We start from the raw sequence: 26538 nt of genomic DNA, 5'->3' as shown, positions 1-26538 counted from the left end.
AGCAGCTGGGCCAGCGCCCGCTCGCCCCGGCGCAGCCAGGCGGCGGCGAGCAGGCCCACGCCGACGTGCGCGGCCAGCAGCAGCCAGGCGGCGGCCGGGCTGGCGTGCGCCAGCAGGGCCGCGGTGTGACCGGGGTCGCCGGTCATCCGGGCCAGCGGAGTGCCCACCCGCCCCTCGCACAGCACGTCCAGGCCGACCGCGCGCAGCGGGCCGGCCAGGGGCCCGCCCGCCCGCCCGTAGCAGGCGTGCTGGCCGGTGGTGAACACCGTGTCGGCGGCCAGTTCCAGCGGGATCAGCAGGGCCGCGATCCGGCCGAAGCCCCGCTCGCGGCCCGCCAGCGCGTACGCGGTGGCGAAGACCCCGGCGGTGACCGCGCCCACGGTCGCCGGCGGCAGCGGGGCACGGGACAGCAGCACGTGCGACGCGGTGCTGAGCGTCACGACGAAGGCCGTGAACAGCGCCGCGCGCACGGCTCTGAGCGGGGTCCCGGATATGTCCATAGCGAGAGGAGAGTCTGTCACGTACGCGGGTAGGGGGCCCCTAAAGGGTGCCTGTGAACCGGTGGAATCTACAGCCCCGGGATCCGGCCGTTGCGGAACAGGTCGACGAAGATCTGGTGGTCCGCACGCGCGCGTGCGCCGTAGCCGTGCGCGAAGTCCACCAGCAGGGGCGCGAAGCCCTCCTCGTCGGCCGCGAGCGCCGCGTCGATGGCCCGCTCGGTGGAGAACGGCACCAGGGACTCGCCGGAGGTGTCGTCCGCCGCCGCGTGCATGGCGGCGGTGGCCCGGCCCAGGTCGGCGACGACGGCGGCGATCTCCTCCGGGTCGTCGATGTCGCCCCAGCCCAGGTCCACGGCGTACGGCGAGATCTCGGCGACCAGCTGGCCCGCGCCGTCCAGCTCGGTCCAGCCGAGCCACGGGTCGGCGTGCGCCTGCAGGGCGCGCTGGGAGATCACCGTGCGGTGGCCCTCGTGCTGGAAGTACTCCGCGATGGCCGGATCGGTGATGTGCCGGGAGGCGGCCGGGGTCTGCGCCTGCTTGATGTAGATCACGACGTCGTTCTCCAGGGCGTCGCTGTGGCCCTCCAGCAGGATGTTGTACGACGGCAGGCCCGCCGAGCCGATGCCGATGCCCCGGCGGCCCACGACGTCCTTCACCCGGTAGGAGTCCGGGCGCGCCAGCGAGGAGTCCGGCAGCGTCTCCAGATAGCCGTCGAAGGCCGCGAGGACCTTGTAGCGGGTGGCCGCGTCCAGCTCGACGGAGCCGCCGCCCGGGGCGAAGCGGCGCTCGAAGTCGCGGATCTCGGTCATCGACTCCAGCAGTCCGAAGCGGGTCAGCGAACGGGCGTCGCGCAGCGCGTCCAGCAGCGGACCCTGCGCGGTGTCCAGGGTGAACGGCGGCACCTCGTCCCGCTTGGCGCCCGTGGCCAGGGCGTGGATCCGCTCGCGGTAGGCGTCGGCGTAGACCGTCACCAGCTCGGTGATCTGCTCGTCGCTGAGCGCCTTCGCGTACCCGATGAGCGCCACGGACGCCGCGAAGCGCTTGACGTCCCAGGTGAAGGGGCCGACGTAGGCCTCGTCGAAGTCGTTGACGTTGAAGACCAGGCGGCCGTTGGAGTCCATGTAGGTGCCGAAGTTCTCGGCGTGCAGGTCGCCGTGGATCCACACGCGCGACGTGCGGTCGTCCAGGTAGGGACCGCCGCGCTTCTCCGCGTCGAGGTCGTGGTAGAAGAGGGCCGCCGTGCCCCGGTAGAAGGCGAACGCCGAGGCCGCCATCTTCCGGAATTTCACCCGGAACGCGGCCGGGTCGGCGGCCAGGAGCCGGCCGAAGGCGGTGTCGAAGACGGCGAGGATCTCCTCGCCGCGCTGCTCCTCGTCGAGCTGGGGGACCGACATCGCGGGGTGCCTCCTGGTGCTTTGCCTGTACGACAGCGTTTCTGCCGTCTCCAACGCACGAAGGTACGCGGGAGTGCCCGCCGGGTGTCAGTCCCGAGGCATAGACTTCGACGCTGACCCCAGATCTGTCCGCCAGCCCGTCGCCCAGTGTTTCCCGGAGGCCGCCCCGTGTCGAAGCCGCCCTTCACGCACCTGCACGTTCACACCCAGTACTCGCTGCTGGACGGTGCCGCGCGGCTGAAGGACATGTTCAACGCGTGCAACGAAATGGGCATGACACACATCGCCATGTCCGACCACGGCAACCTCCACGGGGCGTACGACTTCTTCCACTCCGCGAAGAAGGCCGGGATCACCCCGATCATCGGGATCGAGGCGTACGTCGCCCCCGAGTCCCGGCGCAACAAGCGCAAGATCCTCTGGGGCCAGCCGCACCAGAAGCGGGACGACATCTCCGGTTCCGGCGGTTACACCCACAAGACGATGTGGGCGGTCAACAGGACGGGGCTGCACAACCTCTTCCGGCTCTCCTCCGACGCCTACGCCGAGGGCTGGCTGCAGAAGTGGCCCCGGATGGACAAGGAGACCATCTCCCAGTGGTCCGAGGGCATCGTCGCCTCCACCGGCTGCCCCTCCGGCGAGGTGCAGACCCGGCTGCGCCTCGGCCACTTCGACGAGGCCCTGAAGTCCGCCGCCGAATACCAGGACATCTTCGGCAAGGACAAGTACTTCCTGGAGCTGATGGACCACGGCATCGAGATCGAGCGCCGGGTCCGTGACGGCCTGCTGGAGATCGGCAGGAAGCTCGGCATCCCCCCGCTGGTCACCAACGACTCCCACTACACGTACGCGCACGAGGCGGGCGCGCACGACGCCCTGCTGTGCATCCAGACCGGCAAGAACCTCTCCGACCCGGACCGCTTCAAGTTCGACGGCACCGGCTACTACCTGAAGTCCACGGACGAGATGTACGCCATCGACTCCTCGGACGCCTGGCAGGAGGGCTGCGCCAACACGCTCCTCGTCGCCGAGATGGTCGACACCGACGGCATGTTCGAGTCCCGCAACCTCATGCCGAAGTTCGACATCCCCGACGGCTACACCGAGGTCACCTGGTTCCAGGAGGAGGTCCGCCGCGGCATGGAGCGCCGCTTCCCCGGCGGTGTCCCCGAGGACCGCCAGAAGCAGGCCGAGTACGAGATGGACGTCATCATCCAGATGGGGTTCCCGGGCTACTTCCTCGTCGTCGCCGACTTCATCATGTGGGCCAAGAAGCAGGGCATCGCCGTCGGCCCCGGCCGGGGCTCCGCGGCCGGTTCGATCGTCGCGTACGCCATGGGCATCACCGACCTCGACCCCATCCCGCACGGCCTGATCTTCGAGCGCTTCCTCAACCCCGAGCGCGTCTCCATGCCCGATGTCGACATCGACTTCGACGAGCGCCGGCGCGTCGAGGTCATCCGGTACGTGACCGAGAAGTACGGCGCCGACAAGGTCGCCATGATCGGCACCTACGGAAAGATCAAGGCGAAGAACGCCATCAAGGACTCCGCGCGCGTACTGGGCTACCCGTACGCCATGGGCGACCGCCTCACCAAGGCCATGCCCGCCGACGTCCTCGGCAAGGGCATCGACCTCAACGGCATCACCGACCCCTCCCACCCGCGCTACAGCGAGGCGGGCGAGATCCGGGCGATGTACGAGAACGAACCGGACGTGAAGAAGGTCATCGACACCGCCAAGGGCGTCGAGGGCCTGGTCCGGCAGATGGGCGTGCACGCCGCCGGCGTCATCATGTCCAGCGAGACCATCACCGAGCACGTCCCGGTGTGGGTGCGGCACACCGACGGCGTGACCATCACGCAGTGGGACTACCCGAGCTGCGAGTCGCTCGGCCTGCTGAAGATGGACTTCCTCGGCCTGCGCAACCTGACGATCATGGACGACGCCGTCAAGATGGTGAAGTCCAACAAGGGCGTCGACATCGACCTGCTGAGCCTCCCGCTCGACGACCCGACGACCTTCGAACTCCTCCAGCGCGGCGACACCCTCGGTGTCTTCCAGTTCGACGGCGGCCCCATGCGCTCCCTGCTGCGCCTTATGAAGCCCGACAACTTCGAAGACATCTCCGCCGTGTCGGCGCTCTACCGTCCCGGCCCGATGGGCATGGACTCGCACACCAATTACGCGCTGCGCAAGAACAAGCTCCAGGAGATCACCCCCATCCACAAGGAGCTCGAAGAGCCCCTCACGGAGGTCCTGGACGTCACCTACGGCCTGATCGTCTACCAGGAGCAGGTGCAGAAGGCCGCCCAGATCATCGCCGGGTACTCGCTCGGCGAGGCCGACATCCTGCGCCGCGTGATGGGCAAGAAGAAGCCCGAGGAACTGGCCAAGAACTTCACGATCTTCCAGGCCGGTGCCCGCAAGAACGGCTACAGCGACGAGGCGATCCAGGCCCTGTGGGACGTGCTGGTCCCGTTCGCCGGCTACGCCTTCAACAAGGCCCACTCGGCCGCGTACGGCCTGGTCTCGTACTGGACCGCCTACCTGAAGGCGAACTACCCCGCCGAGTACATGGCGGCGCTGCTCACCTCGGTCAAGGACGACAAGGACAAGTCCGCGATCTACCTCAACGAGTGCCGCCGCATGGGCATCAAGGTGCTCCCGCCGAACGTGAACGAGTCGGAGTCCAACTTCGCCGCGCAGGGCGACGACGTGATCCTCTTCGGCCTCTCCGCCGTCCGCAACGTCGGCACCAACGTCGTGGAGTCGATCATCAAGTGCCGCAAGGCGAAGGGGAAGTACAGCTCCTTCCCCGACTACCTCGACAAGGTCGACGCGGTCGTCTGCAACAAGCGCACCACGGAGTCCCTGATCAAGGCCGGCGCCTTCGACTCCATGGGCCACACCCGCAAGGGCCTCACCGCGCAGTACGAACCGATGATCGACAACGTGGTCGCGGTCAAGCGCAAGGAGGCCGAGGGCCAGTTCGACCTCTTCGGCGGCATGGGTGAGGAGACCAGCAGCGAGCCCGGCTTCGGCCTGGACGTGGAGTTCACCACCGACGAGTGGGAGAAGACCTACCTCCTCGCGCAGGAACGCGAGATGCTCGGCCTCTACGTCTCCGACCACCCGCTCTTCGGCCTGGAGCACGTCCTCGCCGACAAGGCCGACGCGGGCATCTCCCAGCTGACCGGCGGCGAGCACTCCGACGGCGCCGTCGTCACCATCGGCGGCATCATCTCGGGCCTCCAGCGCAAGATGACCAAGCAGGGCAACGCCTGGGCCATCGCCACCGTCGAGGACCTCGCCGGCTCCATCGAGTGCATGTTCTTCCCGGCCACCTACCAGCTGGTGTCGACCCAACTCGTCGAGGACGCGGTCGTGTTCGTCAAGGGCCGGCTGGACAAGCGGGAGGACGTGCCGCGGCTCGTCGCCATGGAGCTGATGGTCCCGGACCTGTCCAACGCGGGCACCAACGCGCCGGTGATCCTCACCATCCCGGCCACCCGCGTCACCCCGCCCATGGTCAGCCGCCTCGGCGAGATCCTCAGCCACCACAAGGGCGACAGCGAGGTCCGCATCCGGCTCCAGGGCCCGCGCAAGACCACCGTGCTCCGTCTGGACCGGCACCGCGTGAAGCCCGACCCCGCGCTCTTCGGCGACCTGAAGGTGCTGCTCGGCCCGTCCTGCCTGGCCGGCTGAGGCAGGGCCCCGGCCGGCTGAGGCAGGGCCCCGGACCGGCATGAAGGGGCGCACCCGGAACGGGTGCGCCCCTCACTGTGCCCGGGCTTCAACTGCCCTTCTAGTTGTGGCCGAAGCTCTTCTGCTTCTTGCCACGAGCGGCCTCCGAGGGGCTGCCCGGAACGGCCGCCATGGGCGGCTCGTGCTCCTCCGCCGACGGCCGCTGCGCGTGCTCGGCGTGCTGCGTGCGGTTCTGCGGACCGGCCTGCTTGCGGTTCTTGTTCTTGGCCATGGTGATCAACCTCCTGTGGGGGATCTAGGGGCCAGGGCCGGATCCAGATTCACATAGCCTGATATCAGGCGCATGTCGGATAATTACCGTGTGTGACAGGGTTGATGAGCGGACGGGATCCGGAAACGCCACGCCGAAGATCGAGTTCGGGCCGTTAAGCCCCCCGCGGTCGGGCAGACTCGAAGGAAGTCCGAAGCAAAACCTCCCGGGAAGAGGGTGAGTCGCGTGGACCGCTGCATCGTCCTGGTGGACGCCGGGTATCTGCTGGGAGCCGCCGCCAGCCTCCTCGCCGGTGAGCCCTCGCGATCCCGGATCACCGTCGACCACACCGCGCTGATCCAGGCGCTGCGCGACCGCGCGGAGTCCGACACCGAGCGCCCGCTGCTGCGCATCTACTGGTTCGACGGCGCCCCCGACCGCGTCCCCCAGCCGGAACACCGCCGGCTGCGCGTGATGCCCCGGGTCACCGTCCGGCTGGGCGCCCTCACCCGCAGCGACGGCCGCTGGGCACAGAAAGGCGTGGACGCCGCCATGCACGCCGAGCTGACCGAGCTGGCCCGCAACCGCGCCTGCTCCGACGTCGTCCTCGTCACCGGCGACGGCGATCTGCTGCCCGGCATGATGGCCGCCAAGGAGCACGGTGTCGCCGTGCACCTGTGGGCCGTACAGGCCGCCGACGGCGACTACAACCAGTCCGAGGACCTGGTCGCCGAGGCCGACGAACGGCGTGTGCTGGACCGCGCCTGGATCACCCAGGCCGTCCGCGCCAAGGAGCTGACCGGCGTGTGCGCCCCGCCGCCCGCGCCCCGGCCCGAGATCGCCGCGATCCTCTCCGCGCCGCTGCCCGAGTCCGCGCTCGCCCCCTCGGACGAGCGGCCCGCCGAGCGCCCCGCGCACCCACCGGCCGCCCCGCCGGCGGAGAACGGCGCCGCCGAGCGGATCCCCGCGGCCAAGGGCGTCCCCACCCCCAAGGACCTGGCCGCGCTGCGCGCACCCGGAGCCCAGCCGGTGCAGCACCCGGCGACCGCGACCCTGCGCTGGTCCTCCGACAAGGGCTGGGTCGACCGGCCGGGCACGGTCTCCGAACCCCCCGAGACGGCCTCCATGCCGACGCTGGCCCAGCTCACCACCGCCGAGCAGCGGTGGGCCGACCGGGAGGAGGACATCACCACCGTCGGCGGCGACCCGTACGAGGTGGGACAGGTGTTCGCCCGCCGCTGGATGTCCCGGCTCGGCGACCAGAGCCATCTGCAGCGGCTCTCGCAGATGTATCCGCGCATCCCGCACCGGATCGACGGGGAGCTGCTGCGCTACGCGGCCCGGTTCGGCCTGCTCGCCCACAAGGACGACCAGATCGACGAGCACGACCGTTACGCCATCCGGGCGGGGTTCTGGCGGGAGTTCGACGTACCGGCGGCCGCCGAGACGCACGCCCCCACCGCCGACTGAGTCCCCGTGACGGCCCCCGAAGGCGGGCTGAGGCCCGCGACCCCTTAGGCTCGTCCCTTGTGATGACGCGCGCGGCACAGGCACTTCGGTACGACGAGGTCGTACGCGTGCGCGGGCTCGGCAAGACCTACCCGGCCGTGAAGGGCCGGCGGGGCACGCCAGGCACCCCCGAGGTGCGGGCCACCGACGGGGTGGAACTGGACGTGCGGCGCGGCGAGGTCTTCGGACTGCTCGGCCCGAACGGCGCCGGCAAGTCCACCCTCGTCCGGCAGCTCACCGGCCTGCTGCGCCCGGACACGGGCAGCGTCGAGATCCTCGGCCACGACATCGTGCGGCACCCCGAGCGCGCCGCGCGGCTCCTCGCCTACCTGGGCCAGGAGTCGTCGGCCCTGGACGAGCTGACCGTCTCCCTCGCCGCCGAGACCACCGGACGCCTGCGCGGCCTGGACGCACGGCGGGCACGCACCGAGCGGGACGCCGTACTGGAGGAGCTGGGGCTCACCCCGATCGCGGGGCGGGCGCTGAAGAAGCTGTCCGGCGGCCAGCGCCGGCTCGCCTGCTTCGCCGCCGTCCTCGTCGGCGAACGGCCGCTGCTGGTGCTGGACGAGCCGACCACGGGCATGGACCCGGTGGCCCGGCGTGCCGTCTGGGCCGCCGTGGACCGGCGCCGGGCCGAGCACGGTACGACCGTGGTGCTGGTCACCCACAACGTCATCGAGGCCGAGACGGTCCTGGACCGGGTCGCCGTGCTCGACCAGGGCCGGGTCATCGCCTGCGACACCCCTGCCGGACTCAAGGCGCAGGTCGCCGGCGAGGTCCGGGTGGAGCTGGTGTGGCGGGAGCGGGCACCGCTGGAGGTGCCGGAGGTGGCCGTGCTGCGTGAGCGGGCCACGGAGTCCGGCCGGCGCTGGACGCTCCGGCTGGCCCCCGAGGAGGCCCGCGCCGTCGTCGCCACCGTGACCGGCGGGGCCGCCTTCGCCGCCCTGGACGACTTCACGCTCACCACGCCCAGCCTGGAGGACGTCTACCTCGCGCTGGGCGGCGAGGCGCGGCAGGGCCTGGTGAGGGCGTGAACGAGCGGGCCGCGGAATGCGTATGGATCTGCGCGACTGCCGTAGGGAAGAGGAGCAGCTCGTCGTGAGTGTCGTACCCGCCGAGGTCCTGCCGGGCGGCGCCCGGACCGTGCCGGAGACGGCGCCCCGGGGCGCGGCCGAGCTGGGCCCGCCCGTGCGGCTGTGGCCGTCGCTGGCGGCCGTCTACCGGGCGCAGCTGTCCCGGGCCAGGGTGGCGCGGATCCCGCTGCTGTTCGTGGCGACCTTCCAGTCCGTCGGCATCGCCGTGATGATGCGCGGGGTCGTCGACAGCGGCCCCGAGGCCCAGTCGGTGGTGGCGGGCTCGTCCGTGCTGGTCGTGGCGTACGTGGCGCTGAACCTGCTGTCGCAGTACTTCGGGCAGCTGCGGGCCAGCGGGGGACTCGACCACTACGCCACGCTGCCGGTGCCGCCGGCGGCCGTGGTGCTGGGCGCGGCGGCGGCGTACGCCTCCTTCACCGTGCCCGGGACCCTGGTGACCGCGGTGTTCGGCTGTGTGCTGTTCGGGCTGCCGCTGGGCAACCTGTGGATCCTGGTGGCCGTCATCCCGCTCGCCGGGGCCGCGCTGGCCGGGCTCGGCGCCGCCTGCGGGCTGCTCGCGCCCCGGCCCGAGCTGGCCACCGTGCTCGGGCAGCTGGGCATGTCGGCGGCGCTGCTGCTGGGCGTGCTGCCGGCCGACCGGATGCCGGAGGCCGTACGGCTGGCCCGCGACCTGCTGCCCTCGACCTACGGCGTGGAGGCGTACGCCCGGACCTTCGGGCCGCATCCGGACTGGGCCGTGGTCCTCGCTGACCTGGGTGTGTGCGCGGGGGTCGGAGTGGTCTCACTGGCCGTGGCCACCCGGGCCTACCGCAGGGCCGCCGTCCGGTGACGCGGCCCACAGGGCGACCTGGCACGATGGCAGGGTGACCGCACCGTTGACTCCGCCACCGCCGCCGCACGACGACTCCCCGCACCAGGTACGGCAGGCTCCGCCGGCCGCCGGGGCGCTCGCCGGGGACGGGTACGAACAGGACGGTCCCGCCCTGGGGACGGAACTGCGCGAGGCCGCCGTGATCACGGTCGCCGTGGCGCTCGGCGGGGTGCTGCTGGGGCTGCTGTGGTGGTGGCTGGCGCCCCACGTACCGCTGGTCGGCGACGAGCTTGACAAGAACTGGGTCGTCTACCTGAAGGACAGCGAGGGCGAACAGGCGGTCGGGGTGGACGGTACGTTCACCCTGTTGGGTCTGGCCTTCGGCCTGGTCACCGGGGTCGCGGCGTTCCTGTGGCGGCGGCGCGGAGGTGTGCCGCTCGTCGTGGCGCTGGGTCTCGGCGGACTGCTCGGCTCCCTGCTGGCCTGGCGCCTCGGAGTCTGGCTCGGCCCCGCGTCCGATGTGATCGCGCACGCGCGGGCCGTGGGCAGGGGGGTGCCGTTCTCGGCGCCGCTGAAGCTCTCGGCGAAGGGCGCGCTGCTGGCATGGCCGCTCGCCGGTCTGCTGGCGCACCTCGGTCTGACCGCTTCGTTCGGTCCCCGGGACCCCGAGCCCCCGTACCAGCAGCAGCCGTGACGGCTTCCCCGGCCGGGACGGCGACACACGCGTCCGGGCCCGCCGTCCGAGCGCCGTCCCGGTCCCGGCGGGCGGCGTCGGGCGGCTCAGCCCCGGTGGGCGGCGTCGGGCAGGCTCATCCCCGGAGGGTGGCGTCGGGCAGGCTCAGCCCCGGTGGGCGGCGTCGGGCAGGCTCATCCCCGGAGGGTGGCGTCGGGTGGCTCAGCTCCGGCCGGCGGCGTCGGGCGGCTCAGCCCCGGCCGGTGGCGTCGGGTGGCTCAGCTCCGGCCGATGGGGGCCAGCACCGCTTCCGTCAGGGCCGCCAGGTCGGCCGGTGCCAGCTCCACCTCGAGACCGCGCCGGCCGGCCGACACACAGATCGTCGCGTGGGCCCGCGCCGAGTCGTCGAGGACCGTGCGGAGCTTCTTGCGCTGGCCCAGCGGGGAGATGCCGCCGCGGACGTAGCCCGTGGTGCGCTCGGCGAGGGCCGGGTCGGCCATGGCCGCCCGTTTGCCGCCCACCGCCGCGGCCAGGGCCTTGAGGTCCAGTGACCCGGCCACCGGGACCACGCCGACCACCAGGGAGCCGTCCACGTCGGCGACCAGGGTCTTGAAGACGCGGTCGGGACGGACGCCCATCGCCTGCGCCGCCTCCTCGCCGTAGGAGGGGTGGGACGGGTCGTGCTCGTAGGCGTGGACCGTGAAGTCCACCCCCGCCGCCGTCAGGGCGACCGTGGCGGGCGTGCCCCCGGACTGCTGCTGCTTCTTCGACTTCTTCGCCATCGGAGTGTCGGCCTCGGCCCTTCCGGTCTTCCTCAGTTCAGGCTGGTCGGCGCCCGCGTCAGCTCGAACGCGGGCAGCGACGGCAGGTTACGGATGATCGCCGTCTCCGCGCGCAGGAGTTTCAGTTCGTCCCGCAGCCGGGACGCGGTGTCCGGCGCCTGCAGCAGGCGCTGCTTGGTCGGTGTGTCGTGCACCATCGCGGCCGCCACCAGGTACGACACCACGCTCGGGTCGTCGGGCAGTTCCGCACCGGTGGACAGCGACCGTTCCCGGGCCCCCGCCAGACGCTTCTGGTACTGGCGGAAGGAGCGCAGGACGCCCTCGGCCAGCGCGCCGGCCTCGTCGCCCGGTTCCTCGGCCAGCTCCTCCAGCTCCGCGGTGAGGAACGGACCCGACGCGTCCACGGACAGCAGCCGGGCCCGGGTCGTACCGGTCGCCAGCACCTCGAACGTGCCGTCGGACCGCTCCCGGACGGTCGCCGCGTCCGCCACGCAGCCCACCCCGTGCAGGGCCTTGAGCGGATCGGGGCCGAAGCCCGCCGCCGGGCCCCGCTCGGGCTGCGCCGTGGGATCGGGCATGCCCGGGGAACTCGGCGCGACCTCGTGGCCGTCGCGGATGGCCACGACGGCGAACCGGCGCGGCTCGTCCTCCGGGGTCTTCAGCAGCTCGCGCATCATGGCGCGATACCGCTCCTCGAAGACGTTCAGCGGCAGCACGAGACCCGGGAACAGCACCGAGTTCAGCGGAAAGAGCGGGAGACGGACGGTGGTCACGGCGCCCCAGCCTAATGGTCCGCGGCGAGGGCGTGTCCGCCGTGACCGCCGAGGGGGCCCGTGAGTGCCGTCAGCAGCCCGGCCGTGGCGGGTCCCGGGCCCGCCGTCTCCAGGTGCTCGCGCAGGCGCAGGAAGTGGCCGAGGGGGTCGTCGGAGAAGCGGTCCCAGGGGAACGAGGTGGCGTACGGGCCGATCAGGCGCAGCTGGACCCGGGCGTCGTCCCCGCGGTCCAGTCTGAGCAGGACGTACAGCAGCTTGTTGCGCACCTCGGCGGGGACCGGGTCGGCCGCCGGGAGGCGTCCCGACAGCGTGATCGCGCGGTCCGCCGCGGCGTCCAGCCGGGCCCGCGGCACGGCGGGCCCGCAGCCGTCGGTCAGGTAGCGGAAGGCCGCCCGGGCGGGCAGGGCCTGGACCAGGGAGTCGGCCGGGGCGTCCTGCGCGGCCCGGTCGGCGAAGTCGAAGCACTCGCGGTGGGAGCCGTGCCAGGAGGCGGCGAGGTAGCGCAGGGCGGCCACATGGCAGCCGTAGTGGTGCGGGGCGCGCCGGACGGCCGCCTCCCACAGTTCCTCGAAGTAGCGGTGTCCCGCCCGTGAGCCACGCGCGTGGTCGAGCGCGATGCGCCAGGGCACCGGGTCGCGGTCGTCCGCGCGGGCGGCGGCGGTGATCAGCGGGCTCACCTCGCGCAGCAGCTCGGCCCGGGCCGGCGAGGGCCAGGCGCGGTCCACCGCCAGCTGGGCGCCGACCAGCAGCACCCCGGGGTCGGCCGGGGCCGTGGCCCGCCACTCCTCGTACCACTCGGGGCGTGAGCGGGCGAAGGCGGCCAGGCGGCGCGCGTACCGGTCCCGTGGTTCCCACTCGGCCGCGGTGCGGGTGGCGGCCAGCAGGCCGGCCGCGGTGGTCCACTCGCCCCGGGCCGCCGCGACGAGCGCGGGCGAGAGCCGGTCGTCGGGCGCGTCGAGCACGGCCTCGTCCCCGGCCGGCGGTCGGCCGGCCGGGCGCGCGGGGCGTTTGGCCATCCGCGGGGAGCGGATGAACGAGGGCAGCAGAGCCATGGTGCCGACCATTGAAAGTCCGCAGGTCGGGGCGGCGCCAGAGGGTTGTGCCAAGTCATGGAAAGTTGTACGGCGTACGGTCAAAGGGCGGTAAAGGGTGGGTGTCCGGACGGTGAGGGTCCGTGGCGGGGTGAGCGGTGCCGGTGAGCGATGTGGTGCGGCGGTGACGGTCCTCCTTCAGCTCCGGCGCAGCATGCGGGTCGCGCCCGCCGCCACCGTCGTCGCCAGGACCCAGCCGAGCAGGACCATCGCCGTCCCGAGCCACTGCCAGCCGCCCCGCAGCTGCCACTGCCCGGCCTGACCGAGGTCGATCACCGGCAGCAGCAGGTCCAGGGTGAACAGGGCCGGGTTCCAGACCGGATGGCCGCCCGCGTTCATGGGCGGATGGTGCGCGTGCGCGAACGCCAGCGTGCCCGCCGCCCACAGCACCGCCATCCACACCGCGGCCCGGCCCGGCCGGTAGCCGTAGGCCACCGTCCAGTCCTGGGCGAACCCCCAGACCTTGGCGGCCGGCGGCAGCGTCTCGCGCCGCCGGCGCTGCTTGGCGAGCAGCACCTCGCGCGCGTCCTCGTCCTCCCCGGCGGCCCGCAGCACCGCGGCCAGCCGCTCGTACGGCTCCGGGGCGTACTCGGCGGTGGCCGCCGCCACCCAGTCCAGGCGCCGGGCCAGCGGGAACGGCCCCTGCGGCACCAGGTTCTCGTAGGTGAACCCGCCCATGTGCAGGTTGCCCGTCTCCGGCCAGCTGCTCGCGCGGTCCACCAGGGTCGTGATCCGGGCGCCCGACAGCAGGACCTTGCCGCGCTGCGGCTTGTCCCCGAGGAAGCGCAGCTCGGGGGTCTGCACCCGGCGCAGCGACAGCGCCTGGTCGTCGGTGAAGACGAACCGGGCCCGCTCCAGGTCGACGGCGTCCCCGAACCGCCCGTCGTCCAGTCGCACCCCGCCCCGGCACTCGAACCGCTGGATGCGCGTCCCGCGCGCGGGCGTCGTGCCGCTCAGCAGGGGGCTGCCCACGCCCGCCGGGGTGAGGTACAGGGTCCGCTCGACCGTCAGCTGGGGGGCGTTCAGGGCGAACCGCGAGTAGGGGTTGGTGAGCTTCGCGCCGCGCAGGCTGAGCGAGACGCCGATCTGGGCGCCGCGCAGGCTCATCTCGCCGTGCGACTCCAGCAGCTCCGCCTGCAGGTCCTGGCCGACGGTCATGCCGTCGGCCGCGATCGACCGGCCGCTGCGGTCACGGTAGGCGACGGCCTGGTTGAGCAGCAGGTCGGTGCCGATGTGCGCGTCCGTCAGCCGGACCCCGTTCTGGAACCGGCAGCGCGGCAGGTGCAGGTCACCCTCCGTGTGCACCCGGGCCGCCTCCAGGCGCGGCACCGCGCAGTCCACCAGGCGTACGGTCGTGAACCGGGCCTCCGGCAGCCGGACCTCCTGGTCGAAGCGGCAGCCGCGCAGTTCCACGTACGGGGTGACCTGGCCGCCCGCCAGGTCCAGTACGTCGGTGATCCGCACACCGACGAGCTTCAGCGAGGACACCCGGCCGGCGAGCGCCGGCGGGCCGTCCAGCAGCAGCCAGCAGACGATGCGGGCCCGTACGGTCCGCTCCGGGCCCCACGGATGCCCGCCGTGCGGATCGTCCACCACGAAGTCGCCGCTGCTCAGGTCGTACAGGCTGCCGTTGCGGAAGGCCTGCCACATGCCTGCCTCGGTCGCGGTCAGGTCGTCCGGCAGGTCCCCGGCGCGGACGCCGGTCCCCTCGGTCACCGCTCTTCCTCTTCCCTCGCCCCGCGGGCTACTAGTGGGTCACTTGTGTCGTACTGGCGTTCATGCCCGGTGGGTGACGTCTCGAACACAAAGAGTGAATGCGATCTTCCGGGTTCCGGCCAGCCTATGTACCAGTCATTGGCCCGCGTTCTGTATCAGCCATTGATACGCGCGGACGGCTCCCGACGGCGGTCTGAGAGAATTGGGACTGTGATTTCCCGAATCGATCTGCGCGGCGACGCCCTTCCCGAGGGCCCCGCCCTGCGCGACCTGCTGCCCCGAGCCGACTTCGACGTCTCGGCCGCCCTGGAGAAGGTGCGTCCGATCTGCGAGGCCGTGCATCATCGTGGCGACGCGGCGCTGATCGACTTCGCCGAGAAGTTCGACGGAGTACGGCTGGAAAGCGTCCGTGTCCCGGCCCAGGCGCTCGCCGACGCGCTCGCCGCCCTGGACCCGGCGGTGCGTGCCGCCCTGGAGGAGTCCGTCCGCCGGGCCCGGCTCGTCCACCGCGCGCAGCGCCGGACGACGCACACCACCCAGGTCGTGTCCGGTGGCTCGGTCACCGAGAAGTGGGTGCCGGTCGAGCGCGTCGGTCTGTACGCGCCCGGTGGCCGCTCGGTCTACCCGTCCTCCGTGGTCATGAACGTGGTGCCCGCGCAGGAGGCCGGCGTCGAGTCCATCGCGCTCGCCTCGCCGGCCCAGGCGGACTTCGGCGGCCTGCCGCACCCGACGATCCTCGCGGCCTGCGCCCTGCTCGGCGTGGACGAGGTGTACGCGGCCGGCGGCGCCACCGCCGTCGCGATGTTCGCCCACGGCACCGAGTCCTGCCCGCCGGCCAACATGGTCACCGGCCCCGGCAACATCTGGGTCGCCGCCGCCAAGCGCTACTTCACCGGCAAGATCGGTATCGACGCCGAGGCCGGCCCCACCGAGATCGCGATCCTCGCGGACTCCACCGCCGACCCGGTGCACGTCGCCTCGGACCTGATCAGCCAGGCCGAGCACGACCCGCTCGCGGCGGCCGTCCTGGTCACCGACTCCGCCGAGCTGGCGGCGGCGGTGGAGAAGGAGCTGGAACCGCAGGTCGCCGCCACCAAGCACATCGACGACCGGATCGTGCCCGCGCTCAAGGGCCGGCAGTCCGCGATCGTCCTCGTGGACGGCATCGAGGAGGGTCTGAAGGTGGTGGACGCCTACGGCGCCGAGCACCTGGAGATCCAGACCGCCGACGCCCCCGCCGTGGCCGACCGGGTCCGCAACGCGGGCGCGGTCTTCATCGGCCCCTGGGCCCCCGTCTCGCTCGGCGACTACGCGGCCGGGTCCAACCACGTCCTGCCCACCGGCGGCTGCGCCTGCCACTCCTCGGGCCTGTCCGTGCAGTCCTTCCTGCGCGGCATCCACATCGTCGACTACACGCGGGACGCGCTGGCCGAGGTCGCGCAGCACGTGGTGACGCTGGCGGAGGCCGAGGACCTCCCGGCGCACGGCGCGGCCGTCAAGGCGAGGTTCGGCTGGAAGGTACCCGAGAGCAAGTGACCCGCATCGAAGATCTCCCCGTACGGGACGAGCTGCGCGGCAAGTCCCCCTACGGCGCGCCCCAGCTGGACGTCCCCGTACGGCTGAACACCAACGAGAACCCCTATCCGCTGCCCGAGCCGCTGGTCGAGCGGATCGCCGAGCGGGTGCGGGACGCCGCCCGCGACCTGAACCGCTACCCCGACCGGGACGCGGTCCAGCTGCGCACCGAGCTGGCCGCCTACCTGACGAGGACGGGCAAGTACCCGGTCGGCACCGAGAACGTGTGGGCCGCCAACGGCTCCAACGAGGTCATCCAGCAGCTGCTGCAGACCTTCGGCGGACCGGGCCGTACGGCGCTCGGCTTCGAGCCGTCGTACTCGATGCACGCCCTCATCGCGCGCGGGACGGGCACCGGCTGGATCTCCGGTCCGCGCGGCGAGGACTTCACGATCGACCTCGCCGCCGCCGAGCATGCCCTCGCCGAGCACCGGCCCGACGTGGTCTTCATCACCACCCCCAACAACCCCACCGGCAGCGCGGTCCCGCCGGAGACCGTCCGCGCGCTGTACGAGGCGGCCCAGGCGGCCAGGCCGTCCATGGTGGTCGTGGACGAGGCGTACGTCGAGTTCAGCCACGGCGACTCGCTGCTGCCCCTGCTGGCGGACCGCCCCCACCTGGTCGTCTCCCGGACCATGTCGAAGGCGTTCGGCGCGGCCGGTCTGCGCCTGGGCTACCTCGCCGCCGACCCGGCGGTCGTGGACGCCGTACAGCTCGTCCGGCTGCCGTACCACCTGTCGGCGATCACGCAGGCGACCGCGCTGGCCGCGCTGGAGCACACCGACACGCTGCTGGGCTACGTCGAGCAGCTGAAGGCGGAGCGGGACCGGCTGGTCGCCGAACTGCGCACGATCGGCTACGAGGTCGTCGAGTCCGACGCCAACTTCGTGCAGTTCGGACGGTTCGACGACGCCCACGAGATGTGGCGGAAGATCCTCGACCGGGGTGTCCTGGTCCGCGACAACGGCGTGCCCGGGTGGCTGCGGGTGTCCGCCGGAACCCCCGAAGAGAACGACGCGTTCCTCGACGCGGTCCGTGAAGTCAAGAAGGAGTCCCAGGTATGAGCCGCGTAGGACGTGTGGAGCGCACCACCAAGGAGACCTCGGTCCTCGTCGAGATAGACCTCGACGGCACCGGACGGACCGACATCGCCACCGGTGTCGGCTTCTACGACCACATGCTCGACCAGCTCGGCCGCCACGGTCTGTTCGACCTGACCGTGAAGACCGACGGCGACCTCCACATCGACTCCCACCACACCATCGAGGACACCGCCCTCGCGCTGGGCGCCGCCTTCAGGCAGGCCCTCGGCGACAAGGTGGGCATCTACCGCTTCGGCAACTGCACGGTCCCGCTGGACGAGTCGCTCGCCCAGGTCACCGTCGACCTCTCCGGCCGCCCCTACCTCGTGCACACCGAGCCCGAGAAGATGGCGCCGATGATCGGCGAGTACGACACGACGATGACCCGGCACATCCTGGAGTCCTTCGTCGCCCAGGCGCAGGTCGCGCTGCACGTGCACGTGCCGTACGGCCGCAACGCCCACCACATCGTGGAGTGCCAGTTCAAGGCGCTGGCCCGGGCGCTGCGCTACGCCTCCGAGCGCGACCCGCGCGCGGCCGGCATCCTCCCGTCGACGAAGGGCGCGCTGTAACCCCATGAACGGTCTGTCCACCCTGCTGATCGTCGTCGGCCTCTTCCTCGTCGGCGGCATCATCTCCTTCGTCAAGCAGAAGATGCCCACGAGTCTCATCGTGCTGCTCTCCATCGGTGCGGCCATGTGCCTCGTCGCGGGAGTCATGCGACTGGAGGTGTGGAGCTGATGAGCGCGCCGAAGAAGGTCGTCGTCTTCGACTACGGCTTCGGCAACGTCCGGTCCGCCGAGCGCGCCCTCGCGCACGTGGGCGCCGACGTCGAGATCACCCGCGACTTCGACACGGCGATGAACGCCGACGGCCTGCTGGTGCCGGGCGTCGGCGCCTTCGCCGCCTGTATGCGGGGTCTGCGCGACGCCCGCGGCGACTGGGTCGTGGACCGCCGGCTGTCCGGCGGGCGACCCGTCATGGGCATCTGCGTGGGCATGCAGATCCTGTTCGCGCGCGGCATCGAGCACGGTGTGGAGGCCGACGGTCTGGACGAGTGGCCCGGCACGGTCGAGCCGCTCCAGGCCGACGTCGTGCCGCACATGGGCTGGAACACCGTGGACGCCCCGGCCGGCTCGCAGCTGTTCGCCGGCCTGGACGCCGACGCCCGCTTCTACTTCGTGCACTCCTACGCCGTCCACGACTGGCGGCTCGAGGTCCACAACCCGCTGATCGCGGCTCCCAAGGTCACCTGGTCGACGCACGGCAAGCCGTTCGTGGCCGCGGTGGAGAACGGCGCCCTGTGGGCCACGCAGTTCCACCCCGAGAAGTCCGGCGACGCCGGCGCCCAGCTCCTCACCAACTGGATCGGAACCCTGTAGACCATGGCCAAGCTCGAACTCCTCCCCGCCGTCGACGTCCGCGACGGCCAGGCCGTCCGGCTCGTGCACGGCGAGTCCGGGACCGAGACCTCCTACGGCTCGCCGCTGGAGGCCGCCCTCGCCTGGCAGCGCTCCGGCGCCGAGTGGCTGCACCTGGTCGACCTGGACGCCGCGTTCGGCACCGGCGACAACCGCGCGCTGATCGCCGAGGTGGCCAGGGCGATGGACATCAAGGTGGAGCTGTCCGGCGGCATCCGCGACGACGACACGCTCGCCGCCGCCCTCGCCACCGGCTGCACCCGGGTGAACCTCGGCACCGCCGCCCTGGAGACCCCCGAATGGGTCGCCAAGGTCATCGCCGAGCACGGTGACAGCATCGCGGTCGGCCTGGACGTGCGCGGCACGACCCTGCGCGGCCGAGGCTGGACCCGTGACGGCGGCGACCTCTACGAGACGCTGGAGCGCCTGGACAGGGAGGGCTGCGCCCGCTACGTCGTCACCGACATCGCCAAGGACGGCACGCTCCAGGGCCCGAACCTGGAGCTGCTGAAGAACGTCTGCGCCGTCACGGACCGCCCGGTCGTGGCGTCCGGCGGCGTGTCGTCCCTGGACGACCTGCGCGCCATCGCCGAGCTGGTACCCCTCGGTGTCGAGGGCTCCATCGTCGGCAAGGCCCTGTACGCGAAGGCGTTCACCCTGGAAGAGGCCCTGGAGGCGGTGTCCGAGTGAGTGACGTCCGACGCGTGTCGACCGGCGCGCCCTGGGAGGAGCAGTTCGGCTACTCCCGCGCGGTGGAGCTGCCGAACGGCCTGGTGCTGGTCTCGGGCTGCACGTCCATCGTGGACGGGCAGATCGCCGGCGGCGGCCCCTACGAGCAGGCGGTGAACTCCTTCGACGTCGCACTGGCCGCGCTCCGGCAGCTGGGGCTCGGCCGCGACGACGTGGTGCGCACGCGCATGTACCTCACGCACGCCCGGGACGTCGAGGAGGTCGGCCGGGCCCACAAGGAGCTGTTCGACAGCGTCCGGCCCGCCGCTTCGATGATCATCGTCTCCGGTTTCGTGGACCCCAGCCTGGTCGTCGAGGTCGAGGTGGAGGCGTTCCGGGGAGTGACGGCATGACCCTGGCCGTACGCGTGATCCCCTGCCTGGACGTGGACGGCGGCCGGGTCGTCAAGGGGGTCAACTTCCAGAACCTGCGCGACGCGGGCGACCCCGTCGAGATGGCCAAGGTGTACGACGCCGAGGGCGCCGACGAGCTGACGTTCCTGGACATCACCGCCTCCTCGGGCGACCGGGAGACGACCTACGACGTGGTGCGCCGCACCGCCGAGCAGGTGTTCATCCCGCTGACGGTCGGCGGTGGCGTCCGCACGGCCGAGGACGTGGACAGACTGCTGCGGGCGGGGGCGGACAAGGTGGGTGTGAACACCGCCGCGATCGCCCGCCCCGACCTGATCCGCGAGATCGCCGAGCGCTTCGGGCGCCAGGTGCTGGTGCTGTCGGTGGACGCGCGGCGGACCGCGGAGGGCACGTTCGAGGTCACCACGCACGGCGGCCGGCGCGGCACGGGCATCGACGCGGTGGAGTGGGCGCACCGGGCCGCCGAGCTGGGCGCGGGCGAGATCCTGCTGAACTCGATGGACGCGGACGGCACCAAGGACGGCTACGACCTGGAGATGATCGCGGCGGTCCGCAGGCACGTGACCGTCCCGGTGATCGCGTCCGGCGGCGCCGGCAGGCTGGCCGACTTCCCGCCGGCGGTCGCGGCGGGCGCCGACGCGGTGCTGGCCGCGTCGGTGTTCCACTTCGGCGACCTGCGCATCTCAGAGGTGAAGCAGACGCTGCGGGAGGCCGGGCACCCGGTGCGGTGAACCGGCACCGCTCCCCAGAACAGGAAAGAAAAGTTGCGCAACATTAGTTGTGCAACTTTTCTTTCCTGTCTACGGTGATGCGCATGACGGATGACGGAAGCCGCTCCATCACGGACGTGGGCACGCTCAAGGCGCTCGCCCACCCGCTGCGGATGAAGCTGTACCGAGCGCTGTGCGTGGCGGACAAGGCGACCGCCTCGCACCTCGCCGACCAGGTGGACGAGGCCGTGTCCCTGGTCAGCTACCACCTGCGCAAGCTCGCCGAGCACGGACTGATCGAGGCGGCCGACCCGCAGAGCGCGGACGGCCGCGAGCGCTGGTGGCAGCCCTCCTCCCACGGCGTGCGCATCCACGACGCGGACTTCCGGGACGCCCCCGAGACGGCGGCGGCCCACATGGCGGCCACCCGCCTCTTCCACGAACAGCGGGCCGACCTGTACCGCCGCTACCTCGACGAGCGGTCCACCTGGAGCCCCGAGTGGAACACCGCCGCACCCGACAGCGAGTCCCTGCTCCGCCTCACCGCGGGGGAGCTGAACGCCCTCCAGCACGAACTGCTCGCCCTGATCAAGAGGTACGACGAGCAGGGCAGGGCCGCCGAGACCGCCGGCGACACCACCGGGCGTGAGCACGTCGCGCTGCACGTGTACGGCTTCCCGTTCCGCGCCTGAGAGGACCTCCCCCGTGACCGCCACGCTCGTGCCCCCGGCGACCGCACACGCCCACCGCGACCCCAACGTCCTGCGCTGGCTCGCCGCCTACACCTCCTCGATGCTCGGCGACAGCGTCTACTACCTCGCCCTGTCCTGGGCCGCCGTGCAGGCCGGCACCCCCGCCCAGGCCGGGCTCGTGATGTCCGTCGGCGCCCTGCCCAGGGCCGTGCTGATGCTCGGCGGAGGCGTGCTCGCCGACCGTCTCGGGCCACGCCGGGTCGTCATCGGCAGTGACGCCGTCCGCTGTGCCGCCGTCCTCGCCGTCGCCGCCCTGCTGTTCGCCACCAGCCCGGGACTGTGGCCGCTCGCCCTGCTCGCGCTGGTCTTCGGCACCGTCGACGCCGTCTTCATGCCCGCCGTGGGCGCCCTGCCCGCCCGGCTCACCGAGAAGGACCAGCTCGCCCGGGTCCAGGGCATGCGCGGCCTCGCCATCCGCCTCTCCAGTGTGGTCGGCGCCCCCCTCGGCGGGCTCGCCGTGGCCCTCGGCGGCGCCGCGGCGGCCTTCCTGCTCGCCGGCGCGCTCATCGCCGTCTCGGTACCGCTGCTGCTCGCCGTACGGATACGCGACCTGCCCACGGCCGCGAAGACCACCGCCTGGAGCGACCTCGCGGCCGGCCTGCGCTACATCCGCCGGCACCGTGTCCTCGGCCCGCTGATGGCCGCCATCGCCCTCGGCGACCTCGGCTTCGTCGGCCCGCTGAACGTCGGCCTGACCCTGCTCTGCGACCGGCGCGGCTGGGGCGCCTCCGGCATGGGCTGGATCCTCGCGGGCTTCGGCGCCGGCGCCGGTGCGGCCGCGCTGCTGCTCACCGTCCGCGGCCGGCTGCCCCGGGCGGGACTCGTCACCGGGAGCGCGTGCGTCGCGGGCTCCGTGGCCGTCGGGGCCCTCGCCCTGGCGCCGACCCTGGCCGCCGCCGCCGGCACGGCCCTGCTCGTCGGCCTCCTCGCCGGCCTCAGCGGCGCGCTGTGCGGAGCCCTGCTGCAGACCCAGTCCGACCCCGCCTACCTGGGCCGTGTCACCGCCGTCTCCAGCCTCGTCAGCCTCGGCCTCACCCCGCTGAGCATGCCCTTCGCGGCCGCCGCGATCGGCGCCTTCGGGCTCGGCCCGGTCTACGCCGTCAGCGCCACCGTGTGCGGACTCGGCGGGGTCGTCGTCCTGGTCGTACCGGCCCTGCGCCGCGCCGAACTGCCCGGCTGACGGCGCCTCACCCCTTCGGCTGGACCAGCTGCACCAGATTGCCCACCGTGTCGTCGAACACCGCCGCCAGCACCGGGCCCTGCTCCTGCGGGGGATGCGTGAACCGGACACCCAGGCCGCCCAGCCGCTCGTACTCGGCCTGGATGTCGTCCACCGAGAACACGATGCACGGCAGGCCCGCCTCGTGCACCGCCCTGCGGTACGGCTCCGCGATCGGGCCCTGCCCGGGCTCCAGCAGCAGCTGGAGATCCGGCTGAGCCCCCTCCCGCGCCCCGACCGTCACGAACAGCGTGCCGTCACCGAGGTCCATGTGGGTGCGGGTCTCGAAGCCGAGCACCTCGGTGTAGAAGGCGTGCGCCTTCGCCACGTCGTCCACGTACACGCTCGTCATCGCGACCTTGATCATGTGGCAGGCCCTCTCAGATGCCCAGCTGCCGCGACTCGTGCAGCTTCGTGATCGCGTCCCCGTCGCCCTCCAGCTCCACCCGGGCCGCGCTCTGCCTGCCGTACGCGAACATCAGCAGCTCCGACGGCTCACCGGTCACCGTGACCACCGGAGTGCCCCGGTGCGCCACCACCGTCTGGCCGTCCGGGCGGCGCAGCACCAGCCCCGTCGGCACACCCCGGCCCATCAGCCGCGCCGCCCGCTCCAGCCGGGACCACAGGGCGTCCTGGAACACCGGGTCCAGCTCGCGCCGGCTCCAGTCCGGCTGCGCGCGCCGGACGTCCTCCGTGTGGACGTAGAACTCGATGATGTTGGCCGCTTCGTCGACCTGTTTGAGCTGAAAGGGCGAGAAGCGCGGCGGGCCGGTACGGATCAGCTGGATCAGTTCCTCGTACGGCTTCGCGGTGTACTCGGCCATCACCTTCTCCAGGCGTGGCGCGAGCTGCTTGATCAGCGTGCCGCCGGCCGCGTCCGGGCGGCGCTCCCGCACGATCACATGCGCCGCCAGATCCCGGGTCCGCCAGCCCTCGCAGAGGGTCTCCGCGTCCGGTCCGACGGTTTCCAAGAGGTCGGCGAACAGAAGCCGTTCACGCTTGGCGAAGGTCGACATGGAGTCAGCCTACGACCAGGTGCCGAGTCCGCGCAGTGGACACGGCACCGGCCCGGTCCGCCCCGCGCGGCACAATGGCATGCATGACCAGTACGACCGGTACCCCCCGGCCCAGCAGCCTCGACCCCGAGATCGCCGCGCGGCTCAAGCGCGGCGCCGACGGGCTCGTCCCCGCCGTCGCCCAGCAGTACGACACCGGCGAGGTGCTCATGCTCGGCTGGATGGACGACGAGGCGCTGCACCGCACGCTGACCACCGGCCGCTGCACCTACTGGTCGCGCAGCCGCCGCGAGTACTGGGTCAAGGGCGACACCTCCGGCCACTTCCAGTGGGTGAAGTCGGTCGCGCTGGACTGCGACGCCGACACCCTGCTCGTCAAGGTCGACCAGGTGGGCGCCGCCTGCCACACCGGCGCGCGCACCTGCTTCGACGAGGACGTCCTGCTCGAGGACACGGATTCCGCCGCCGCGGCGTCCGGTCAGTAAGGTCAGCCGCCATGGACCTAGAGACCTTCCGCAAGCTGGCCACCGACCGCCGCGTCATCCCGGTCACGCGCAAGCTCCTCGCCGACGGCGACACCCCGGTCGCGCTCTACCGCAAGCTCGCCGCCGAGCGCCCCGGCACCTTCCTGCTGGAGTCCGCCGAGAACGGCCGGTCCTGGTCCCGGTACTCCTTCGTCGGGGTGCGCAGCTCCGCCACGCTCACCGCCCGGGACGGACAGGCCCACTGGCTGGGCACCCCGCCCGTCGGCGTCCCCACCGACGGGGACCCCCTCGTGGCCCTGCGCGCCACCCTGCAGACGCTGCACACCCCCCACCAGGAGGGCCTGCCGCCCTTCACCGGCGGCATGGTCGGCTACCTGGGCTACGACATCGTCCGCCGCCTGGAGAAGATCGGCCCCGGCGAGCGCGACGACCTGCGTCTGCCCGAGCTGACCATGCTCCTGACCAGCGACCTCGCCGTCATGGACCACTGGGAGGGGTCGGTCCTGCTGATCGCCAACGCGATCAACCACAACGACCTCGACACCGGTGTCGACGAGGCGTACGCGGACGCCGTGGCCCGGCTCGACGCCATGGAGGCCGACCTCACGCGCGCGGTCGCCCAGCCCCCGGCCGTCCTGCCGCCCTCCGAACTGCCCGGGTACACCGCCCTGTGGGGCGGCGCCGACTTCCGGCGGGCGGTCGAGGACGTCAAGGAGCGCATCCGCGCCGGCGAGGCGTTCCAGGTCGTGCCCTCCCAGCGCTTCGAGACCTCGTGCACGGCGAGCGCCCTCGACGTCTACCGGGTCCTGCGGGCCACCAACCCCTCGCCGTACATGTACCTGTTCCGCCTCGACGGGTTCGACGTCGTCGGCTCCTCCCCGGAGGCCCTGGTGAAGGTCGAGGACGGGCGGGCGATGGTCCACCCCATCGCCGGCACCCGGCACCGCGGCGCCACCCCGCAGGAGGACCAGGCCCTCGCCGACGAGCTGCTGGCCGACCCCAAGGAACGCGCCGAGCACCTGATGCTGGTCGACCTCGGCCGCAACGACCTCGGCCGGGTCTGCGAGCCCGGCTCGGTCGAGGTGGTCGACTTCATGTCCATCGAGCGCTACTCGCACGTGATGCACATCGTCTCCACCGTCACCGGCAAGGTCGCCCCCGGCCGCACGGCCTTCGACGTCCTCACCGCCTGCTTCCCGGCGGGCACCCTCTCCGGCGCCCCCAAGCCCCGCGCGATGCAGATCATCGACGAACTGGAGCCCTCCCGGCGCGGCCTGTACGGCGGCTGCGTCGGCTACCTGGACTTCGCCGGCGACTCCGACACCGCGATCGCCATCCGGACGGCCCTGCTCCGCGACGGCACCGCCTACGTCCAGGCCGGGGCGGGCATCGTCGCCGACTCCGACCCGGTCGCGGAGGACCAGGAGTGCCGCAACAAGGCCGCCGCGGTGCTGCGGGCCGTGCACACGGCCAACCGGCTGGGGCAATAGGGCGCTTCTCACGCCCCGCAGAGGAACCCCGGGTGACGGTTCGCCCGGGGTTCAGGCGATAGTGGAGTACGTGACAGCCGTACCCCATCCCCGCTCCGAAGCCGCCGCGCCCGTCCGGTCCGGCCGGCGAAGCCTCGCCGTGGCCCTGCTGTTCGGTGCCCTCGGCGCGGCCGTGACCCTGCTCGCGACCCGGCAGCGCTGGGCGGACGGCACCGCGACGGTGGCCGGCGGCGCGTTCCCGCTGACCGCCAAGGGCAGCGACGTCACGGGCGTCCCCGCGGCCCTCGCCATAGTGGGCCTCGCCGCGCTCGTCGCCGTCTTCGCCGTCCGCAGGGCCGGCCGGTTCCTCGTCTCCGGGCTGCTCGCGCTGTCCGGCGCCGGGATCGCCACCGCGGCCCTCGTGACCGCCTCCGACAGCTCCGTCCTGGACGGGCAGGCCGCCAAGGTCAGCGGCGACACCTCTGCCACCGTCGACGCGCTCGGCCACACCGGCTGGCCCTACGTCGCCGCCGTCGGCGGGGTGCTGATCCTGCTCGCCGGACTGCTCGCCCTGCGCTACGGCAGCCGGTGGCCCACGATGTCCGGCCGCTACGAGCGCGGCACCGCCCGCCCCCGCCGTACGGCCCGCCCCGCCGACCCGGAGCGCCCCGAGGAGATCTGGAAGGCCCTGGACCGGGGCGAGGACCCCACGGGCGCCTGAACCGGGCGGACCACCAGCCCCGGGGCAGGCGGGTGTCCGGACCGGAGCCGTGCGGAGGGCCGGCCGGCCGGATGTGGTGAAACAGACGCCACCCCCGCGTCCGGCACGCGCACGCGTACGGGACAATGGACCACGAGCGTCCGGCTCGGACCTACCACACGTACACAGCAACGAGGAGCAAGTCATGGCGGGCAGCAGCCACGGTCACACCCCGGCCGCCTGGACCGGCGTCACCATCGCCTTCATCGGGTTCTGCGTCGCGGGCGCCTTCATGGTGATGGCCCAGCCCGTCGGCTTCTGGGCCGGCATGGCGATCGTCCTCCTCGGCGGCGTGGTCGGCGGCATCATGCGCGCCATGGGCCTCGGCCAGCCCAAGGAGACCCGTACGCTCCCGCACACCGCCCCCGCCGTGACCCGCGAGCCGGTCGCCGCGGAGAGCTGAGCCAAGCGCTTCCCCGAAGGGCGGCCCTGCACCCAGGACGGTGCGGGCCGCCCTTCGCCGTCCCCCGCCCCCGCCCGTCCGGTGCGGGCCGCCCTTCGCCGTCCCCCGCACCCGCCCGTCCGGTGCGGGCCGCCCTTCGCCGTCACCCGCCCCCCCCCGCCCGTCCGGCGCGGTCCGCTGCGCCGCGCGAGCGGCCTGTCGCCACAGGTCCTTCCGGGGCGCCTTCTGCTCGCTGCGCGCGC

28 protein-coding genes are annotated in these 26538 nt (G+C 72.5%); 19 read left to right on the top strand and 9 right to left on the bottom strand.

Annotation, left to right across the window (positions count from 1 at the left end):
* Together GT045_RS29685 and GT045_RS29680 are read right to left on the bottom strand one after the other, a co-directional pair.
* Positions 1–500, bottom strand: a 500-nt coding sequence (locus GT045_RS29685) for a hypothetical protein (RefSeq protein WP_161336054.1), incomplete at its 3' end; no start/stop codon positions are given.
* Positions 501–568: 68 nt separating this feature from the next.
* Entirely contained in the window at positions 569–1894 is a 1326-nt protein-coding gene (locus GT045_RS29680) for a DUF2252 domain-containing protein (protein WP_161295410.1), read from the bottom strand.
* Positions 1895–2062: 168 nt separating this feature from the next.
* Here GT045_RS29680 and dnaE point away from each other — a divergent pair, with 168 nt between their 5' ends.
* Positions 2063–5602, top strand: coding sequence for a DNA polymerase III subunit alpha (dnaE, locus tag GT045_RS29675; RefSeq protein WP_161295408.1), 3540 nt, complete (start codon positions 2063–2065; stop codon positions 5600–5602).
* 100 nt (positions 5603–5702) lie between these two features.
* Here the strand turns inward: dnaE and GT045_RS39155 are convergent, their stop codons facing one another.
* A complete protein-coding gene (locus GT045_RS39155; protein WP_202516171.1) occupies positions 5703–5873 on the bottom strand; it encodes a hypothetical protein in 171 nt (56 codons plus the stop codon).
* 225 nt (positions 5874–6098) lie between these two features.
* Between GT045_RS39155 and GT045_RS29670 the strand changes: the two genes are divergently transcribed.
* The 4 genes from GT045_RS29670 (at position 6099) to GT045_RS29655 (ending at position 9960) form a co-directional block, all read left to right on the top strand.
* On the top strand, positions 6099–7322 hold the full coding sequence (locus GT045_RS29670) for an NYN domain-containing protein (RefSeq protein WP_161336053.1): 1224 nt from the start codon (positions 6099–6101) through the stop codon (positions 7320–7322).
* A gap of 59 nt (positions 7323–7381) precedes the next feature.
* The gene (locus GT045_RS29665; protein WP_161287482.1) at positions 7382–8395 is read left to right on the top strand and encodes an ABC transporter ATP-binding protein; all 1014 of its coding nucleotides are present in this window, start codon (positions 7382–7384) and stop codon (positions 8393–8395) included.
* A gap of 64 nt (positions 8396–8459) precedes the next feature.
* A complete protein-coding gene (locus tag GT045_RS29660) occupies positions 8460–9284 on the top strand; it encodes an ABC transporter permease (RefSeq protein ID WP_161287483.1) in 825 nt (274 codons plus the stop codon).
* Between the two features lie 34 nt (positions 9285–9318).
* On the top strand, positions 9319–9960 hold the full coding sequence (locus tag GT045_RS29655) for an AAA family ATPase (protein WP_161336052.1): 642 nt from the start codon (positions 9319–9321) through the stop codon (positions 9958–9960).
* Between the two features lie 257 nt (positions 9961–10217).
* On the opposite strand, the gene ybaK is transcribed toward GT045_RS29655, so the two are convergent.
* The 4 genes from ybaK to GT045_RS29635 form a co-directional block, all read right to left on the bottom strand.
* On the bottom strand, positions 10218–10721 hold the full coding sequence (gene ybaK / locus GT045_RS29650; protein ID WP_161336051.1) for a Cys-tRNA(Pro) deacylase: 504 nt from the start codon (positions 10719–10721) through the stop codon (positions 10218–10220).
* A 32-nt stretch (positions 10722–10753) separates the two neighbouring features.
* Complete coding sequence (locus tag GT045_RS29645; RefSeq protein ID WP_161293670.1) at positions 10754–11494, bottom strand: LON peptidase substrate-binding domain-containing protein; 741 nt, start codon at positions 11492–11494, stop codon at positions 10754–10756.
* Between the two features lie 11 nt (positions 11495–11505).
* Complete coding sequence (locus tag GT045_RS29640; RefSeq protein WP_202529137.1) at positions 11506–12558, bottom strand: hypothetical protein; 1053 nt, start codon at positions 12556–12558, stop codon at positions 11506–11508.
* A gap of 165 nt (positions 12559–12723) precedes the next feature.
* Entirely contained in the window at positions 12724–14301 is a 1578-nt protein-coding gene (locus GT045_RS29635; RefSeq protein ID WP_161295992.1) for an oxidoreductase, read from the bottom strand.
* 210 nt (positions 14302–14511) lie between these two features.
* Here GT045_RS29635 and hisD point away from each other — a divergent pair, with 210 nt between their 5' ends.
* From hisD to GT045_RS29590, 10 genes are all read left to right on the top strand, one after another.
* On the top strand, positions 14512–15837 hold the full coding sequence (hisD, locus tag GT045_RS29630; protein ID WP_161336049.1) for a histidinol dehydrogenase: 1326 nt from the start codon (positions 14512–14514) through the stop codon (positions 15835–15837).
* On the top strand, positions 15834–16940 hold the full coding sequence (locus GT045_RS29625; protein ID WP_161336048.1) for a histidinol-phosphate transaminase: 1107 nt from the start codon (positions 15834–15836) through the stop codon (positions 16938–16940). Before hisD ends, GT045_RS29625 begins: the two co-directional genes overlap by 4 nt.
* The gene (gene hisB, locus GT045_RS29620; RefSeq protein ID WP_161295998.1) at positions 16937–17530 is read left to right on the top strand and encodes an imidazoleglycerol-phosphate dehydratase HisB; all 594 of its coding nucleotides are present in this window, start codon (positions 16937–16939) and stop codon (positions 17528–17530) included. The genes GT045_RS29625 and hisB overlap by 4 nt, the downstream gene beginning before the upstream one ends.
* Positions 17531–17534: 4 nt before the next feature.
* Positions 17535–17699, top strand: a complete 165-nt coding sequence (locus GT045_RS39150; protein WP_202516254.1) for a hypothetical protein — start codon at positions 17535–17537, stop codon at positions 17697–17699.
* Positions 17699–18340 (top strand): imidazole glycerol phosphate synthase subunit HisH, encoded by a 642-nt coding sequence (gene hisH, locus GT045_RS29615; RefSeq protein WP_161336047.1) that lies wholly within the window; start codon positions 17699–17701, stop codon positions 18338–18340. Before GT045_RS39150 ends, hisH begins: the two co-directional genes overlap by 1 nt.
* A 3-nt stretch (positions 18341–18343) precedes the next feature.
* Positions 18344–19069, top strand: a complete 726-nt coding sequence (gene priA / locus GT045_RS29610) for a bifunctional 1-(5-phosphoribosyl)-5-((5-phosphoribosylamino)methylideneamino)imidazole-4-carboxamide isomerase/phosphoribosylanthranilate isomerase PriA (RefSeq protein WP_161296002.1) — start codon at positions 18344–18346, stop codon at positions 19067–19069.
* Entirely contained in the window at positions 19066–19461 is a 396-nt protein-coding gene (locus tag GT045_RS29605) for a RidA family protein (protein ID WP_161296004.1), read from the top strand. Before priA ends, GT045_RS29605 begins: the two co-directional genes overlap by 4 nt.
* Positions 19458–20213, top strand: a complete 756-nt coding sequence (gene hisF, locus GT045_RS29600) for an imidazole glycerol phosphate synthase subunit HisF (RefSeq protein WP_161296006.1) — start codon at positions 19458–19460, stop codon at positions 20211–20213. The genes GT045_RS29605 and hisF overlap by 4 nt, the downstream gene beginning before the upstream one ends.
* 83 nt (positions 20214–20296) lie before the next feature.
* Positions 20297–20884 (top strand): helix-turn-helix domain-containing protein, encoded by a 588-nt coding sequence (locus tag GT045_RS29595; RefSeq protein ID WP_161296008.1) that lies wholly within the window; start codon positions 20297–20299, stop codon positions 20882–20884.
* A 13-nt stretch (positions 20885–20897) separates the two neighbouring features.
* Positions 20898–22124, top strand: coding sequence for an MFS transporter (locus GT045_RS29590; protein WP_161336046.1), 1227 nt, complete (start codon positions 20898–20900; stop codon positions 22122–22124).
* A gap of 7 nt (positions 22125–22131) precedes the next feature.
* Here GT045_RS29590 and GT045_RS29585 read toward each other — a convergent pair whose 3' ends face one another.
* Both GT045_RS29585 and GT045_RS29580 read right to left on the bottom strand, forming a co-directional pair.
* Positions 22132–22530 (bottom strand): VOC family protein, encoded by a 399-nt coding sequence (locus GT045_RS29585; RefSeq protein WP_161289283.1) that lies wholly within the window; start codon positions 22528–22530, stop codon positions 22132–22134.
* A gap of 13 nt (positions 22531–22543) precedes the next feature.
* The gene (locus GT045_RS29580) at positions 22544–23179 is read right to left on the bottom strand and encodes a TIGR03085 family metal-binding protein (RefSeq protein ID WP_161289281.1); all 636 of its coding nucleotides are present in this window, start codon (positions 23177–23179) and stop codon (positions 22544–22546) included.
* Between the two features lie 83 nt (positions 23180–23262).
* Here GT045_RS29580 and hisI point away from each other — a divergent pair, with 83 nt between their 5' ends.
* From hisI to GT045_RS29560, 4 genes are all read left to right on the top strand, one after another.
* Entirely contained in the window at positions 23263–23664 is a 402-nt protein-coding gene (gene hisI, locus GT045_RS29575) for a phosphoribosyl-AMP cyclohydrolase (RefSeq protein ID WP_161289279.1), read from the top strand.
* Between the two features lie 11 nt (positions 23665–23675).
* Complete coding sequence (locus GT045_RS29570) at positions 23676–25154, top strand: anthranilate synthase component I (protein ID WP_161336045.1); 1479 nt, start codon at positions 23676–23678, stop codon at positions 25152–25154.
* Between the two features lie 61 nt (positions 25155–25215).
* On the top strand, positions 25216–25854 hold the full coding sequence (locus tag GT045_RS29565; RefSeq protein WP_345942793.1) for a TIGR02234 family membrane protein: 639 nt from the start codon (positions 25216–25218) through the stop codon (positions 25852–25854).
* 184 nt (positions 25855–26038) lie between these two features.
* Positions 26039–26296 carry an HGxxPAAW family protein gene (locus tag GT045_RS29560; protein WP_161289275.1) on the top strand — a complete coding sequence of 86 codons (258 nt, stop codon included), beginning with the start codon at positions 26039–26041 and terminating at the stop codon, positions 26294–26296.
* Positions 26297–26538 lie beyond the last annotated feature (242 nt).

The organism is Streptomyces sp. SID486 (assembly GCF_009865385.1).
Taxonomy (GTDB): domain Bacteria; phylum Actinomycetota; class Actinomycetes; order Streptomycetales; family Streptomycetaceae; genus Streptomyces.
The sequence above is the reverse complement of the archived record's forward strand: the minus strand, read 5'-3'. Positions and strand labels throughout refer to the sequence as shown.

What these genes read in the sequence shown, in the direction of transcription:
- hisH (WP_161336047.1), top strand. Translation starts at nt 17,699, where the DNA reads ATGAGCGCGCCGAAGAAGGTCGTCGTCTTCGACTACGGCTTCGGCAAC.
- hisI (WP_161289279.1), top strand. Translation starts at nt 23,263, where the DNA reads ATGACCAGTACGACCGGTACCCCCCGGCCCAGCAGCCTCGACCCCGAG.
- GT045_RS39150 (WP_202516254.1), top strand. Translation starts at nt 17,535, where the DNA reads ATGAACGGTCTGTCCACCCTGCTGATCGTCGTCGGCCTCTTCCTCGTC.
- hisF (WP_161296006.1), top strand. Translation starts at nt 19,458, where the DNA reads ATGACCCTGGCCGTACGCGTGATCCCCTGCCTGGACGTGGACGGCGGC.
- GT045_RS29560 (WP_161289275.1), top strand. Translation starts at nt 26,039, where the DNA reads ATGGCGGGCAGCAGCCACGGTCACACCCCGGCCGCCTGGACCGGCGTC.
- GT045_RS29570 (WP_161336045.1), top strand. Translation starts at nt 23,676, where the DNA reads ATGGACCTAGAGACCTTCCGCAAGCTGGCCACCGACCGCCGCGTCATC.
- GT045_RS29640 (WP_202529137.1), bottom strand. Translation starts at nt 12,558, where the DNA reads ATGGTCGGCACCATGGCTCTGCTGCCCTCGTTCATCCGCTCCCCGCGG.
- GT045_RS39155 (WP_202516171.1), bottom strand. Translation starts at nt 5,873, where the DNA reads ATGGCCAAGAACAAGAACCGCAAGCAGGCCGGTCCGCAGAACCGCACG.
- GT045_RS29580 (WP_161289281.1), bottom strand. Translation starts at nt 23,179, where the DNA reads ATGTCGACCTTCGCCAAGCGTGAACGGCTTCTGTTCGCCGACCTCTTG.
- ybaK (WP_161336051.1), bottom strand. Translation starts at nt 10,721, where the DNA reads ATGGCGAAGAAGTCGAAGAAGCAGCAGCAGTCCGGGGGCACGCCCGCC.
- GT045_RS29680 (WP_161295410.1), bottom strand. Translation starts at nt 1,894, where the DNA reads ATGTCGGTCCCCCAGCTCGACGAGGAGCAGCGCGGCGAGGAGATCCTC.
- priA (WP_161296002.1), top strand. Translation starts at nt 18,344, where the DNA reads ATGGCCAAGCTCGAACTCCTCCCCGCCGTCGACGTCCGCGACGGCCAG.
- GT045_RS29585 (WP_161289283.1), bottom strand. Translation starts at nt 22,530, where the DNA reads ATGATCAAGGTCGCGATGACGAGCGTGTACGTGGACGACGTGGCGAAG.
- hisB (WP_161295998.1), top strand. Translation starts at nt 16,937, where the DNA reads ATGAGCCGCGTAGGACGTGTGGAGCGCACCACCAAGGAGACCTCGGTC.
- GT045_RS29595 (WP_161296008.1), top strand. Translation starts at nt 20,297, where the DNA reads ATGACGGATGACGGAAGCCGCTCCATCACGGACGTGGGCACGCTCAAG.